We start from the raw sequence: 13685 nt of genomic DNA on the forward strand, positions 1-13685 counted from the left end.
CGGAGGGGAAGCCGGAGGGGTGCCCCCGCTCACTTGTCCCCCCCGGGCTCCTTCACCCACCGCAACGAACAGGGGGGGGCCCCCCCCCAAGGGGGGGGCCCCCTCCCGTGTGTACGACCCGTACGGCCGGTTCCCGACGCCGTACGGGGTGTTCTAGACGGTCCGGAACGCCAGCACCACGTTGTGGCCGCCGAAGCCGAACGAGTCGTTCAGCGCGGCGATACGGCCCTCGACGGGGAGCTTGCGCGCCTCGCCGCGGACGATGTCGGCGTTGGCCTCGGCCTCCGGGTCGAGGTTCTCCACGTTGATGGTCGGCGGGGCGATCCGGTGGTACAGGGCGAGGACCGAGGCGACGGACTCGACGCCGCCGGCGCCGCCGAGCAGGTGCCCGGTCATCGACTTGGTCGCGGAGACCGCCATGTGGTCGGCGTCGTCGCCGAACACCTTGCGCAGCGCCTTCAGTTCGGCCACGTCACCGGCAGGCGTCGAGGTGGCGTGCGCGTTGACGTGCACGATCTCCGCCGGGTCCAGGTCGGTGTTGTCGAGCAGGTTCTGCAGGGCGTGCGAGATGCCGCGGCCCTCGGGCTCCGGCTGCACGATGTCGTGGGCGTCGGCCGAGATGCCCTGGCCGACCGCCTCCGCGTACACCCGGGCGCCGCGCGCGGCGGCGTGCTCGGCCGACTCCAGGACGAGGACGCCGGCGCCCTCGCCGAGGACGAAGCCGTCGCGGCCGACGTCGTAGGGACGCGAGGCGCCCTGCGGGTCGTCGTTGTTCTTGGACATCGCCATCATGTTGCCGAAGGCGGCGATGGGCAGCGGGTGGATGGCCGCCTCGGTGCCGCCGGCGACGACGACGTCGGCGCGGCCGGTACGGATCATCTCGATCGCGTAGCCGATCGCCTCGGCGCCCGACGCACAGGCGGAGACCGGGGTGTGCACGCCGGCGCGGGCGCCCACGGCGAGGCCCACGTTGGCGGACGGCCCGTTGGGCATCAGCATGGGGACGGTGTGCGGGGAGACGCGGCGTACGCCCTTCTCCTTGAGCACGTCGTACTGGTCGAGCAGGGTGGTCACGCCACCGATGCCGGAGGCGATGACCGCGCCCAGCCGGTCGGGGTCGACGGCGGTGTCCTCACCGGCCTTGCCGGTGAAGCCCGCGTCGGCCCAGGCCTCCTTGGCCGCGATCAGCGCGAACTGCGCCGAGCGGTCGAGACGGCGGGCCTGCGGGCGGGGGATGACCTCGCCCGGTTCCACGGCGATCTGCGCAGCGATGCGGACCGCCTGATCGGCGGCCCACTCCTGCTCCAGGGGACCGACGCCGGAACGTCCGGCGACGAGGCCCTCCCAGGTAGAGGCTGCGTCGCCACCCAGCGGTGTGGTTGCGCCGATACCGGTGACGACCACGGTGCGATTGGTCGGGCTCACGGGAATTCTTTCTCCAACGGATACGAGGATTCAGCGGCGCCACCGCCGGGTGGCGGGGCAGTCAGCCCAGGGGAGATCGGGTGATCAGACCTGGTGCTTCAGGATGTAGTCGGCGGCGTCACCGACGGTCTTCAGGTTCTTGACGTCGTCGTCGGGGATCTTGACGTCGAAACGCTCTTCGGCGGCGACGACGACCTCGACCATGGACAGCGAGTCGACGTCCAGGTCGTCGGTGAAGGACTTGTCCAGCTGGACGTCCTCGGTGGGGATCCCGGCGATCTCGTTCACGATCTCGGCGAGACCTTCGACGATCTCTTCCAGAGTGGCGGCCATGTCAGGCGCTCCTTCGGTATGTATCCAGAGGGTGTGGCGGTACTCCGGCCGGAGACGATCCGGACGGTGTGCCTAGGGGAGGGTAACGACCGTGGCGGCGTAGACCAGACCCGCCCCGAAGCCGATGACGAGCGCGGTGTCGCCGCTCTTCGCCTCGCCGGTCGCCAGAAGCCGCTCCATAGCAAGCGGAATCGAGGCGGCCGACGTGTTGCCGGTGGTGCGTACGTCCCGGGCGACCGTGACGTGCGCCGGCAGTTTGAGGGTCTTCACCATCGAGTCGATGATCCGCTCGTTGGCCTGGTGCGGAATGAACACGTCCAGGTCGGCCGGGGCGATCCCGGCCGCGTCCAGCGCCTGCTGGGCGACCTTCGCCATCTCGAACACGGCCCAGCGGAACACCGCCTGGCCCTCCTGCGTGATGGCGGGGAACTTGATCTCGCCCTTGGAGTCGAGCGGCAGGCTGGACACGTCTCCCGTGTGGAAGCGGTCCCACGGCACGGTCTGCTTGATCGTGCCGGCCTTGTCGCCCTCGGAACCCCAGACGGTGGGGCCGATGTGCGGCTCCTCGGACGGGCCCACGACGACCGCGCCGGCGCCGTCACCGAACAGGAAGGCCGTCGCGCGGTCCTCCAGGTCGGTCAGGTCGGACAGCCGCTCCACGCCGATGACCAGCACGTACTCCGCGGAACCCTCGACGATCATGCCCTTGGCGAGGGTGAGCCCGTAGCCGAAGCCCGCGCAGCCCGCAGAGATGTCGAAGGCCGCCGCCCTCGCCGTGCCCAGCTTGTCGGCGATCTCGGTCGCGATGGCCGGGGTCTGGCTGAAGTGCGAGACGGTGGAGACCACCACGGCGCCGATCTGCTCGGCGGAGATCCCCGCGTCCGCGATCGCCTTGCCGGACGCCTCGATCGACATCGCGGCGACCGTCTCCTCGTCGGAGGCCCAGTGCCGGGTCTCGATGCCGGAGCGCGAGCGGATCCATTCGTCGGACGAGTCGATCGTCTCGAGGATCACCTCGTTGGGCACGACCCGCACCGGACGGTAGCCGCCCACGCCGAGGATCCGTGCGTACGGTGCGCCCTTTCCTGCCTTGATCTTCGACATGCTCTCCGAGCTCCTTAGGCCGCGCTGTGCTCGGCGATGAGCTCGCGAGCCGCGTCGAGGTCGTCGGGTGTCTTCAGCGCCAGCGTCCTGACGCCGGGCAGCGCGCGCTTGGCCAGGCCGGTGAGCGTGCCGCCGGGGCACAGCTCGACCAGCGCGGTCGCACCGAGCTCCTTGAAGGTCTCCATGCACAGGTCCCAGCGGACCGGGTTGGCGACCTGGCCGACGAGACGCGAGACGACCTCGTCACCGGTGGCGACGGACCGGCCGTCCTTGTTCGACACGTACGCGACCTTAGGGTCGGCCGGGGTCAGGTCCGCGGCGGCCTTCGCGAGCACGTCGACGGCGGGCGCCATGTGGTGCGTGTGGAACGCGCCGGCGACCTTCAGCGCGATCACCTTGCGCACGCCTTCGGGCTTGTCGGCCTCCAGGGCGGCCAGCTGCTCCAGCGTACCGGCGGCGACGATCTGGCCCGCGCCGTTCATGTTCGCCGGGGTCAGGCCGAGCTTCTCCAGGTGCGGCACGGTCGTCTCCGGGTCGCCGCCGAGCAGGGCGGACATGCCGGTCCGCGTGACGGCGGCGGCCTCGGCCATCGCCAGGCCGCGCTTGCGGACGAGCCGGAGCGCCTCGGTCTCCGCGAACACACCGGCCACCGCGGCGGCGGTGATCTCACCGACGCTGTGGCCCGCGACGGCCCCGGGGACCACGTCGCCGAGAGCGGACGCGGACAGCAGTCCGGCCGCGACGAGCAGGGGCTGCGCCACGGCCGTGTCGCGGATCTCGTCCGCGTCGGCCTTCGTGCCGTAGTGGGCGAGGTCGAGCCCGATGGCGTCCGACCACGCGGCGATGCGGTCGGCGGCCCCGGGGAGGTCGAGCCAGGGAGTCAGGAAGCCGGGCGTCTGGGCGCCCTGGCCGGGAGCGACGAGTACGAGCACTCTCACACTCTCTCTTGTGGACGGCCACGGCCGCCCGTGGGGACAAGGACGAAGAACAGGAGGGGGAATTGTGGACCCCCGACAAAAGCCTAGGCCTGAGGATCTCCATCGGCCAGACGCCCCAGGATCAGGGCGATGCGCAGTGTGAAGGCGGAGCGTACATCGGAGGGCGACCAGCCGGTGACGTCAGTCACACGTCGGAGCCGGTAGCGCACGGTGTTGGGATGCACGAAGAGCATCCGGGCCGCGCCCTCGAGACTGCTCGCCTGCTCCAGATACACGCTCAGCGTTTCCAGGAGCGCGGACCCGGCCTCCTCCAGCGGTCTGTAGATCTCCTCCACCAGCTGCTCGCGGGCCGAGGGATCCCCGGCCATCGCGCGCTCCGGCAGCAGATCGTCCGCCAGGACCGGCCGCGGGGCGTCCTGCCAGGCGAAACAGGCCTTCAGACCGGCCGCCGCGGCCTGCGCGGACCGGGTCGCGGCCAGCAGGTCGGGCACGATCGGGCCCGCGACGACGGATCCCGCCGCGTACGGACCGATCAGCGACTTGGCGACGGCGAGCGGGTTGTCGCTGCCGCCGGCGATCACGACGAGCCGGTCACCGAGCACTCCGGTGAGCACCTGGAGCTTGGCGTGCCGCGCCGCCCGCCGGATCGCCTCGACCGTCAGCTCGCTGTCGCCGTCCGGTGCCGTACCCAGCACCACACAGACGTGTTCGGGCGAGTTCCAGCCGAGCGCGGCGGCGCGGGATACGGCACCCTCGTCGGCCTCGCCGGACAGCACGGCGTTGACCACGAGGGACTCCAGCCGCGCGTCCCAGGCGCCCCGGGCCTCCGCCGCCTGGGCGTACACCTGTGCGGTGGCGAAGGCGATCTCGCGGGCGTAGACGAGGAGCGCCTCGCGCAGAACGGATTCGTCTCCGGGCGCCGCGACCTCGTCGATCGCGCTCTCCATGACCTCGATGGTGGTCCGCACCATCTCGACGGTCTGGCGCAGGGTGATCGCCCGGGTCAGCTCGCGGGGAGCGGTGCCGAAGACGTCGGTGGAGATGGCCTGGGGGGCGTCGGGACGCCGGAACCACTCGGTGAAGGCGGCGATCCCCGCCTGGGCGACCAGCCCGATCCACGACCGGTTCTCCGGCGGCATGGCCCGGTACCACGGCAGCGTCTCGTCCATGCGCGCGATGGCCTGCGCCGCGAGACTCCCGGACGACTTCTCCAGCCGCCTCAGGGTCGCGGAGTGCGTGTGGGGTGCGCGCGCTGCGGGTTCGGTGTTGCTGGTTTGGGGTTCGGGCACGGGACAAGACTGCCTCATCCGGACGTGAGTGCGCCGCGCCGGGTCCCGGTGCCCCGGCCCCGCGGGGCTACCGTGGGCTCCGTGATGGACGTACGGCGCGCCGACGAGCGCTACCGCGGAGGGGACCCGGCGGCCGGGATCTCCTCCCTGCACGCCTTCTCCTTCGGCCCCCACTACGACCCCGACAACCTCCGCTTCGGCCCGCTCATCGCCTGCAACGAGGAGCGGCTCGCGCCCGGCGCCGGCTTCGACGAACACCCGCACAGCCACACCGAGATCGTCACCTGGGTGATCGAGGGCGAACTGACGCACCGCGACTCCGCGGGACACGAGTCGCGGGTCCGCGCCGGCGACGTGCAGCGCCTCAGCTCGGCGGGCGGTGTCCGTCACGTGGAACGCAACGACGGCCTGACGCCGCTGACCTTCGTCCAGATGTGGCTGGCCCCGCTGGAACCGGGCGGCGACCCCGCCTACGAGATCGTCCACGGCATCGCGGACTCCACGCCGTACGCGGTCCCCGAGGCGGGGGCCATGCTCCACGTGCGCCGCCTGACCGCGAGCGAGCGCACCGCGATCCCGGACGCGCCGTTCGTCTACGTCCACGTCGTGCGCGGTGAAGTCCGGCTGGACGGCCTGGAGCTGGAGACTGGCGACGCGGCCCGCCTCACCGACGCGAAGAACCTGGAAGCCATAGCGGGCTCCCCGGCGGAACTCCTCGTCTGGGAGATGACGACGGTCTGAGCACGGGGCCGGGAATCAGCCCCTCCCGCGTTTGAGGAGCGTTGCACGGGGCGGAAGCCCCGAGTCGGGACGGGCAGGGACACAGGGGGCGCAAGAAGCCCCCGGCGGGCCTCAGCCGGAAAGCTCCGCGAGCACCGCGTCGGTGAAGGGCGGCCACACCTCGGCCGCCCAGGGCCCGAACGCCCGGTCCGTGAAGGCCACACACGCGACCCCCGCGACGGGGTCGACCCACAGGAACGTACCGGACTGCCCGAAGTGCCCGAAGGTCCCCGCCGAGGACGAAGTTCCCGTCCAGTGCGGCGACTTGGAGTCACGGATCTCGAACCCGAGCCCCCAGTCGTTGGGGTTCTGGTGCCCGTACCCCGGCAGCACACCCTTCGTGCCGGGGAACTGCACGGACATGGCCTCCGCCACGGTCCGCGGATCGAGCAGCCGCGGCGCCTGCACCTCGGCCGCGAACCGCACGAGGTCGTCCACCGTGGACACCCCGTCCTTCGCGGGCGACCCGTCGAGCGTGGTCGACGTCATGCCGAGCGGCTCCAGGACCCCCTGGCGCAGATACTCGGCGAAGGGGATCCCGGTCGCCTTCGCGATGTGGTCCCCGAGCACCTCGAAGCCGGCGTTGGAGTACAGCCGCCGCTCCCCGGGCGCGGACATCACCCGGTGCTCGTCGAAGGCGAGCCCGGAGGTGTGCGCGAGGAGATGGCGGACCGTCGAGCCCTGCGGCCCGGCCGGCTCGTCGAGCTCGACCGCCCCCTCCTCGTACGCGACGAGGACGGCGTACGCGGCGAGCGGCTTGGTGACCGAGGCCAGCGCGAAACGCTGCCCGCCGGGGCCGTGCGCCCCCAGCACCGTGCCGTCCGCGCGGACGACGGCCGCCGCGGCCGTGGGAACGGGCCAGTTCTCGATCAACGCCAGGCTCTGCAAGGACATGCCCACGAGACTAAGCGCCGCGCAGCTCCAGCCGCATCGAGGGGTCGGGCTTGCGCACGAAGCCGAGCGAGGCGTACAGCGGCTCGGCCCCGGCGGACGCGTTCAGGTCGACCTGGGGGACGCCCCGCCCGCGGAACCAGTCGAGCAGCGCCTCCATGCCCGCCCGCGCGTACCCGCGCAGCCGGGCGTCCGGGTCGGTGGCGACACTGAAGACATGGCCGACCGCGCCGTGCGGATTGCCCGCGCGCCCGATCCGGTACTCGACCGTCCCGGCGACCAGCGCGGCCAGCGCCCCCGGCCGCTGCGGATGGTCGACGACGAAGGCGGCGAAGTCGCCGTCCGGCTCCGCCAGCCTGCGCCGCAGCGTGGGCAGCGACTCGGTGTGCCACAGCGTGGAGCCGTCGGCCCCCGGCATCGAGTCGATCATCACCTGACGCAGCCGGAGCAGCTCCCCGGCGTCCTCGGGCACGGCCCGGCGTACGAGACTCATGATCCGCACGCTAACCGCCCCGACGTCGTGGCGTCGCCGGAATTTCAGCGGAACGCACTTGCTTGAAGTGCACTCCAGGGTTTTAGCGTGGAGGCATGACGGTGATGGAGACCACGGCCGACACCGGTGCCGGCAGCGGCACGGACGCCTGCGCCTCGGCGCCGGAGCGCCACCCCCGCCCGGACGGCCGGGACAACTACACGATCAGCGAGGTCGTCGCCTTCACCGGCCTGACCGCGCACACCCTGCGCTGGTACGAGCGGATCGGGCTGATGTCCCACATCGACCGCTCGCACACCGGCCAGCGCCGCTACAGCAACCGCGACCTGGACTGGCTGAACCTCGTCGGGAAGCTGCGGCTGACCGGCATGCCGGTCGCCGACATGGTGCGGTACGCGGAGCTGGTGCGCGCGGGCGACCACACCTACGGCGAGCGGTTCGAGCTGCTGGAGGCGACCCGCCGGGACGTGCGGGCGCGGATCGCCGAGCTGCAGGACACCCTCGCCGTGCTCGACCACAAGATCAGTTTCTATGCGGACGCCGGGCGTGCCCCGGCGTCGGAGAGGTCCCGATGACGGACAGCAGGATCGCGAAGGCGGAGCTCGGCACCGGCGGCCCGGAGGTCGGCGTGCAGGGCCTCGGCTGCATGGGCATGAGCTTCGCGTACGGTCCGACGGACGCCGGTGAGGCGCGGGCCACCCTGGAGCGCGCCCTGGAACTCGGCGTGACGCTCTACGACACCGCGGACGCCTACGGAGCGGGCGACAACGAGGAGTTCCTCTCGCCGTTCTTCAAGGCGCACCGGGACGAGGTCGTCATCGCGACGAAGTTCGCCCTGTCGATCCCGCCGGACGAGCCCACGAAGCGGGTCATCCGCAACGACACGCCGTACATCCGCCAGGCGGTGGAGGCCAGCCTCAAGCGCCTCGACGTCGACGTGATCGACCTCTACTACATGCACCGGCGCGACCCCGGCGTCCCGATCGAGGAGTCCGTCGGGACCATGGCGGAGCTGGTGCGCGAGGGCAAGGTCAGGCACCTCGGGCTGAGCGAGGTCACCGGAAGCGAACTGCGCACCGCGCAGGGCGTGCACCCGATCGCGGCCGTGCAGTCGGAGTGGTCGCTGTTCAGCCGGGACATCGAGGCGGGCGTGGTCCCCGCGGCGCTGGAGCTCGGCGTGGCCCTCGTGCCGTACTCGCCGCTCGGCCGCGGCTTCCTCACCGGCTCCTTCGCGAACGCGGAGAAGGACCTGACCGCGGACGACTTCCGGCGCCACCAGCCCCGCTTCACCGGCGAGAACGCGGCAGCCAACGCGGCGCTGCTGGAGCCGGTGCGCGCCGTGGCCGACGCCCACGGCGCCTCGCCGGCCCAGATCGCGCTGGCCTGGGTGCAGCAGCGGGCCGCCGTGCACGGACTGACCGTCGTCCCGATCCCCGGCACCCGCAAGCGCACCCGCGTCGAGGAGAACGCCGCGGCCACCCGCATCGTCCTCACCGACGAGGAACTCGCGCTGCTGGAGCCGGTCGCCGCCCAGGTGTCCGGCGACCGCTACGCGGACATGACGTTCACGTCCGCGGGCCGCGAGTAGCGCGCCCGGGGCCCGTGCGGCCGGGCCCTACAGCTCCGCCAGCAGCTGCGCCTTCTTCGCCGTGAACTCCGCGTCCGTCACCAGACCCGCCAGGTGCAGCTCGCCGAGGTGACGGATGCGCTCGGCGATGTCGGCGGGGTCGCGGTGGGGCGCGGACACCGCGACCGGGGCGGGCGGCCCGGCGGCGCGTACGGCGGCCAGCACCGAGGCCGCGAACGGCAGCGACTCGTGCACCGGACCGTAGCCGAGGCCGAAGACGACGGCCGCCGGATCCTGGTCGGCCTGCGCGGGCTGCGGGGCGGTCGGCTCGCGGTGCAGCAGCCGCAGGTGGCCCTCGAAGATCTCGGGGGAGCGCCACTCGACCCCGCTGAGGGCGGCGACCGGGAAACTCTGGTCGCCGGCCTTCCACTTGGCGGAGGAGGCGCCGGTCCAGAACCACCGGAACGACACCTGCCCGCCGTCGAAGGACGCCTTCGCGTCGTACGCCTTGAAGTGCCGGGGCGCCTCGGGCGGCTCCACGAGGAAGCGCTCGGCGGGAGAACCGTCTGCTCGGACCCGTGCGCGCAGCTCGTCCGCGTAGTACTCGGCGAGCGTCTCGCGCTCGGCGGGCAGCACCAGCCGGTAGGGGTCGCAGGCTTCCTTCAGCTGACCGTCGGCCGCCGCCATCAGGGGATCGGCGCCCGGTCTCGGCACGGCGTGCAGGACCACCGTCCCCCGCTTTCCGGGAGTGAGGGTCACGGCCGCGAGCGCCTCCAGGGGGACCCGGCGTTCGCCGAGCGCCTGGAACAGCTTCGGCGTACGGATCCCCCGCTCGAAGCGGATGAGGACGGAGTCGGACTCGAACTCCCAGGCGGCATGAAATCCGGCCAGTACGTCACCCATGCGGCACATCGTATGCGGCAGGCGTCCCCGCGTCGCCTCCCCGGAGCGACCGCAGTTCCTCGCTCGCTACGCGCGTCCGGCCGACGTCGCGGCGGACAAACCCTTCCTGCACACGTCGTCCTTGCGGGCGCAGCGCACCGCGCGGTACGCGCCGACGCCGATCTCGGCGAAGTTGCGCAGGCTCCCGGTGCCGGGCTCGAAATAGCCGCCGTGTCCCTGCGCGCCGTCCGCGGAGAGGACCCGCGCCCCGAAGCCGGCGGAGACCGGGTCGGCGCCGTGTCCGAGCCCGCCCACCTCCAGGTGCGGCACGTCCCGGATCCAGTCGTCGGCGTCGCGCATCGCCCAGACCTGGGCGGTGGTGCCCAGCCGGCCGGCGTTCTCGGCGCGCATGCCGGGGCTGCCCGCGACGGCGAGGTCGGCGACCCGCCCGGGCAGTTCGTGCGCGGCGATCCCGCAGACCACCGAGCCGTAGCTGTGGCAGTACAGCGCGACGGGCGCCTCGCCGGGCAGTGCGCGCAGCAGCCGGTTCAGCCGGACCGCGCCGTCCTCGGCCCGCATGGCCGTGGCGGCGTCCATGCCGAGTCCGCTCGGTGCCGTGTAGTCGGCCCAGGCGATGACGGCCGTACGCGTCCTCGGAGCCGTCGCGCGCTCGGCCCGGTACAGGGCGCGCGCCATGCCGACGGGCGCCGAGTACTTGCGGAAGGTGCGCTGGAAGGTGAGGAGGTCCGTGTCGACGCCGGGCACCACGACCGAGATCCGCTCGGCTCGGGTCAGGTTGCCGAAGACCTCCGCGATCCGGCCCGAGCCCCCGGGGTCGAAGGCCAGGATCTGCCGCCTGCGCTTCAGCAGGGCCTCGTAGCGGTGCATGCGGCGGCCGGCCTGCTGCTGTCCCGCGGACGAGAGGCGGTTGTCGCGCATGCGGGTGCGTTCGACCCTGCGCTGCTGCCCGAGCGCGAGCCGGTTGGCCCGGTAACGGAGCCGCACGGGCGCGCCGTTCATGTTGCCGACCGCCAGCGGATAGCGGTGGGCGAGACGGGTGCGCTGGTGGGCGTCGAGCGAGGCGAAGAAGCGGGCGAGGCGGCCCGGCGCGGAGTCGGGGTCCGGCAACCGGTGTCCGTCCAGGCGCCCGTGCTCCCACTTCGAGCGCGACGCCTCGAGCGGCGACTGCCCCCGGTGGCTGTGCACGGCGGTCCATCCGGTGGTCGCCAGCATCACGAACACCACGGCCAGCGCGAGCAGTGCGCGCGAGGCGTTGAGTTGGGGGGAGGAGCCGAAGGAAGTCACTGGAAGGACACACTAGGAGAACGGGAGTGTCTCGCGTTAACCGAGTGGCGCAGATCACGTTTCCCGTGCGGTAATCGGGTCATGGAGGGTCCGGTTCGCGTCAAACCTTCACTCTCCGTATTCGCGCACCCGTCGTACCGGGATGCATTGTGACGTTGCGTCAGGCGATCGTCACGCGTCCCGGAGCGTGTGTCCCGGTTCCGCCGGCTCGTTTCCCGTGCGCCAGGTCCGCGCCAGCGCGGGCTCCAGCTGGTCGAGATAGGAGGCGGTCAGCTCGCGGATCGCCTCGACGCTGATGTCCTCGCCGGCGCCCCACTGCCTCCCGGTCACCCGCATCACCCCGCCGAACACGGCCACCGCGACCCGCGGCCGCAGGTCCGCGTCCACGTCGAGACCCTCCCGGTCCGCGATCACCCGGGCGAGCTCCTCCTCCACCTCGGCGGACCGGCGCAGATGCGCGGCGAGCAGGGCGGGTGTCGACTCGATCAGCTGGAAGGTCCGCATGTGCAGTTCGAGCGGGACGACCTGCGCGATCGCCTCGCCGATGGTGTCCCAGCCCTCCAGCACGGCCCGGCGCAGCGCCTCCAGCGGGGCCTCCTGGGGCGGCCGTCCGCGCAGCGCCTCGACGAAGTGCGCCTCCGTCATCTCCTGGACGGCGAAGGCGGCCTCCTCCTTGCCTGCGAAGTAGCGGAAGAACGTGCGCTGGGAGACGTCGACGGCCTCGGCGATCTCGTCGACCGTCGTCCGTTCGTACCCCTGGGTCGTGAACAGTTCGAGGGCGGCTCGCAGCAGCGCGTCCCGGGTGCGCCGCTTCTTGCGCTCGCGCAGTCCCGGTCGTGACGCTGTGTCCATCGGGTTCCCCGTTCCGTGCTGCCGCCGTGCCGGGCGTACGCCGGGCGACGTGACAGTTACCGACTAATGAATTGGTTTGTCAACTGTCAGCGACTGTCACTAATCTCGAACGTATGACTAGTCAGACCACCGTCGACGCGACGGGCCCGGCCGACAAGGCCCCGGCCACCCCGTCCGGACCGAGCCCCGCCAAGGGGTTGCGTGGCCATCCCTGGCTGACGCTGATCAGCGTCGCGATCGGCGTCATGATGGTCGCCCTGGACGGCACCATCGTCGCCATCGCGAACCCGGCCATCGCCAAGGACCTCGGCGCCAGCTTCGCCGACGTCCAGTGGATCACCAACGCGTACTTCCTCGCCCTCGCGGTCACCCTGATCACCGCGGGCAAGCTCGGCGACCGGTTCGGGCACCGGCAGACCTTCCTGATCGGCGTGGTCGGCTTCGCCGCCGCGTCCGGGGCCATCGGCCTGTCCGACAGCATCGCGCTGGTGGTCACCTTCCGTGTCTTCCAGGGCCTGTTCGGCGCGCTGCTGATGCCGGCCGCGCTCGGTCTGCTGCGGGCCACCTTCCCGGCCGAGAAGCTGAACATGGCCATCGGCATCTGGGGCATGGTGATCGGCGCGTCCACGGCGGGCGGCCCGATCCTCGGCGGTCTGCTCGTGCAGCACGTCAGCTGGCAGTCGGTGTTCTTCATCAACGTGCCGGTCGGCGTCCTCGCGCTGGTCCTCGGCGCCCTCATCCTGACCGACCACCGCGCCAAGAACGCGCCGCGCTCCTTCGACATCCTCGGCATAGCCCTGCTCTCGGGGGCCATGTTCTGCCTGGTCTGGGCCCTCATCAAGGCCCCCGCCTGGGGCTGGGGCGACGGCCTCACCTGGACCTTCCTCGGTGCCTCGGTGCTCGGCTTCGGCCTCTTCGCGCTCTGGGAGACCAAGGTCCGCGAGCCGCTGGTCCCCCTCGCCCTCTTCCGCTCCGTGCCGCTGTCGGCCGGCGTGGTGCTCATGGTCCTGATGGCCATCGCCTTCCTGGGCGGACTGTTCTTCGTCACCTTCTACCTGCAGAACGTGCACGGCATGAGCCCGGTCGACGCGGGCCTGCACCTGCTGCCGCTCACCGGCATGATGATTGTCGGCTCGCCGCTGGCCGGCTTCCTCATCACCAAGACCGGGCCGCGCCTCCCGCTGGCGGGCGGCATGGCGCTCACCGCGATCTCCATGTACGGCATGTCCACGCTGGACACGGACACCGGCAGCGCCGTCATGTCGCTCTGGTTCGCCGGACTCGGCCTCGGACTCGCCCCGGTCATGGTCGGTGCCACCGAAGTCATCGTGGGCAACGCGCCGATGGAGCTCTCCGGGGTCGCCGGCGGCCTCCAGCAGGCGGCGATGCAGATCGGCGGCAGCCTCGGTACGGCGGTCCTCGGAGCCGTGATGGCCTCCAAGGTCGACAACGACCTCGCGGGCAACTGGGCCGACGCCAAGCTGCCGCCGCTCACCGGGACGCAGCTGGACCAGGCCTCGCAGGCGGTCCAGCAGGGCGCCGCGCCGGTGCCGAAGGGCACACCGGCCGGGATCGCCGAGAAGATCACGAGCGTCGCCCACGACACCTTCATCTCCGGCATGAGCCTCGCGTGCCTCGTCGCCGCCGGGGTCGCGCTCGTGGCCGTCTTCGTCGCGCTCCTCACCAAGCGCGGCGTCAACGCGGACGCGGCGGGCCCGGGAGCCGGACACATCTAGGGCCTGTCGTTTGGATCACGCCGGCGTCGCGGGGTCTGGCACGCACATCTGCGGCGTTGTCGTCGGTCGCCGACGCTCCGCGTCGACTCC

At 71.9% G+C, this 13685-nt stretch carries 14 protein-coding genes; 4 read left to right on the forward strand and 10 right to left on the reverse strand.

Annotated elements, in window-relative coordinates; genetic code table 11:
* Window positions 1–153: 153 nt before the first annotated feature.
* From fabF to AC069T_RS29375, 5 genes are all read right to left on the reverse strand, one after another.
* A complete protein-coding gene (gene fabF, locus AC069T_RS29355) occupies window positions 154–1425 on the reverse strand; it encodes a beta-ketoacyl-ACP synthase II (RefSeq protein ID WP_476751723.1) in 1272 nt (423 codons plus the stop codon).
* A gap of 84 nt (window positions 1426–1509) precedes the next feature.
* Window positions 1510–1758 carry an acyl carrier protein gene (locus tag AC069T_RS29360; RefSeq protein ID WP_478785626.1) on the reverse strand — a complete coding sequence of 83 codons (249 nt, stop codon included), beginning with the start codon at window positions 1756–1758 and terminating at the stop codon, window positions 1510–1512.
* Window positions 1759–1830: 72 nt separating this feature from the next.
* Window positions 1831–2862: a beta-ketoacyl-ACP synthase 3 gene (locus tag AC069T_RS29365; protein ID WP_478785627.1), complete on the reverse strand. Its 1032-nt coding sequence runs from the start codon at window positions 2860–2862 to the stop codon at window positions 1831–1833.
* A gap of 14 nt (window positions 2863–2876) precedes the next feature.
* A complete protein-coding gene (locus AC069T_RS29370; protein WP_478785628.1) occupies window positions 2877–3794 on the reverse strand; it encodes an ACP S-malonyltransferase in 918 nt (305 codons plus the stop codon).
* Window positions 3795–3883: 89 nt separating this feature from the next.
* Window positions 3884–5089, reverse strand: a complete 1206-nt coding sequence (locus AC069T_RS29375; RefSeq protein WP_478785629.1) for a PucR family transcriptional regulator — start codon at window positions 5087–5089, stop codon at window positions 3884–3886.
* Window positions 5090–5173: 84 nt separating this feature from the next.
* Between AC069T_RS29375 and AC069T_RS29380 the strand changes: the two genes are divergently transcribed.
* Window positions 5174–5830: a pirin family protein gene (locus AC069T_RS29380; protein ID WP_478785641.1), complete on the forward strand. Its 657-nt coding sequence runs from the start codon at window positions 5174–5176 to the stop codon at window positions 5828–5830.
* Between the two features lie 111 nt (window positions 5831–5941).
* On the opposite strand, the gene AC069T_RS29385 is transcribed toward AC069T_RS29380, so the two are convergent.
* Together AC069T_RS29385 and AC069T_RS29390 are read right to left on the reverse strand one after the other, a co-directional pair.
* Window positions 5942–6763, reverse strand: coding sequence for a serine hydrolase domain-containing protein (locus AC069T_RS29385; protein ID WP_478785630.1), 822 nt, complete (start codon window positions 6761–6763; stop codon window positions 5942–5944).
* Between the two features lie 10 nt (window positions 6764–6773).
* Entirely contained in the window at window positions 6774–7253 is a 480-nt protein-coding gene (locus tag AC069T_RS29390; protein ID WP_478785631.1) for a GNAT family N-acetyltransferase, read from the reverse strand.
* A 95-nt stretch (window positions 7254–7348) separates the two neighbouring features.
* On the opposite strand from AC069T_RS29390, the gene AC069T_RS29395 reads away from it, so the two are divergent.
* Window positions 7349–7828, forward strand: coding sequence for a MerR family transcriptional regulator (locus AC069T_RS29395; protein WP_476751728.1), 480 nt, complete (start codon window positions 7349–7351; stop codon window positions 7826–7828).
* On the forward strand, window positions 7825–8841 hold the full coding sequence (locus tag AC069T_RS29400; RefSeq protein WP_478785632.1) for an aldo/keto reductase: 1017 nt from the start codon (window positions 7825–7827) through the stop codon (window positions 8839–8841). The genes AC069T_RS29395 and AC069T_RS29400 overlap by 4 nt, the downstream gene beginning before the upstream one ends.
* Window positions 8842–8868: 27 nt before the next feature.
* On the opposite strand, the gene AC069T_RS29405 is transcribed toward AC069T_RS29400, so the two are convergent.
* The 3 genes from AC069T_RS29405 to AC069T_RS29415 form a co-directional block, all read right to left on the reverse strand.
* A complete protein-coding gene (locus tag AC069T_RS29405) occupies window positions 8869–9723 on the reverse strand; it encodes a DUF4429 domain-containing protein (protein ID WP_478785633.1) in 855 nt (284 codons plus the stop codon).
* A gap of 66 nt (window positions 9724–9789) precedes the next feature.
* A complete protein-coding gene (locus AC069T_RS29410) occupies window positions 9790–11007 on the reverse strand; it encodes an alpha/beta hydrolase (RefSeq protein WP_478785634.1) in 1218 nt (405 codons plus the stop codon).
* Between the two features lie 171 nt (window positions 11008–11178).
* Window positions 11179–11859: a TetR family transcriptional regulator gene (locus AC069T_RS29415; RefSeq protein ID WP_478785635.1), complete on the reverse strand. Its 681-nt coding sequence runs from the start codon at window positions 11857–11859 to the stop codon at window positions 11179–11181.
* Window positions 11860–11972: 113 nt separating this feature from the next.
* On the opposite strand from AC069T_RS29415, the gene AC069T_RS29420 reads away from it, so the two are divergent.
* Window positions 11973–13595, forward strand: a complete 1623-nt coding sequence (locus tag AC069T_RS29420) for an MFS transporter (RefSeq protein WP_478785636.1) — start codon at window positions 11973–11975, stop codon at window positions 13593–13595.
* Window positions 13596–13685: the final 90 nt, after the last annotated feature.

The organism is Streptomyces sp. NPDC043867, from assembly GCF_056435845.1.

What these genes read in the sequence shown, in the direction of transcription:
- AC069T_RS29360 (WP_478785626.1), bottom strand. Translation starts at nt 1,758, where the DNA reads ATGGCCGCCACTCTGGAAGAGATCGTCGAAGGTCTCGCCGAGATCGTG.
- AC069T_RS29365 (WP_478785627.1), bottom strand. Translation starts at nt 2,862, where the DNA reads ATGTCGAAGATCAAGGCAGGAAAGGGCGCACCGTACGCACGGATCCTC.
- AC069T_RS29380 (WP_478785641.1), top strand. Translation starts at nt 5,174, where the DNA reads ATGGACGTACGGCGCGCCGACGAGCGCTACCGCGGAGGGGACCCGGCG.
- AC069T_RS29385 (WP_478785630.1), bottom strand. Translation starts at nt 6,763, where the DNA reads ATGTCCTTGCAGAGCCTGGCGTTGATCGAGAACTGGCCCGTTCCCACG.
- AC069T_RS29390 (WP_478785631.1), bottom strand. Translation starts at nt 7,253, where the DNA reads ATGAGTCTCGTACGCCGGGCCGTGCCCGAGGACGCCGGGGAGCTGCTC.
- AC069T_RS29395 (WP_476751728.1), top strand. Translation starts at nt 7,349, where the DNA reads ATGACGGTGATGGAGACCACGGCCGACACCGGTGCCGGCAGCGGCACG.
- AC069T_RS29400 (WP_478785632.1), top strand. Translation starts at nt 7,825, where the DNA reads ATGACGGACAGCAGGATCGCGAAGGCGGAGCTCGGCACCGGCGGCCCG.
- AC069T_RS29405 (WP_478785633.1), bottom strand. Translation starts at nt 9,723, where the DNA reads ATGGGTGACGTACTGGCCGGATTTCATGCCGCCTGGGAGTTCGAGTCC.
- AC069T_RS29415 (WP_478785635.1), bottom strand. Translation starts at nt 11,859, where the DNA reads ATGGACACAGCGTCACGACCGGGACTGCGCGAGCGCAAGAAGCGGCGC.
- AC069T_RS29420 (WP_478785636.1), top strand. Translation starts at nt 11,973, where the DNA reads ATGACTAGTCAGACCACCGTCGACGCGACGGGCCCGGCCGACAAGGCC.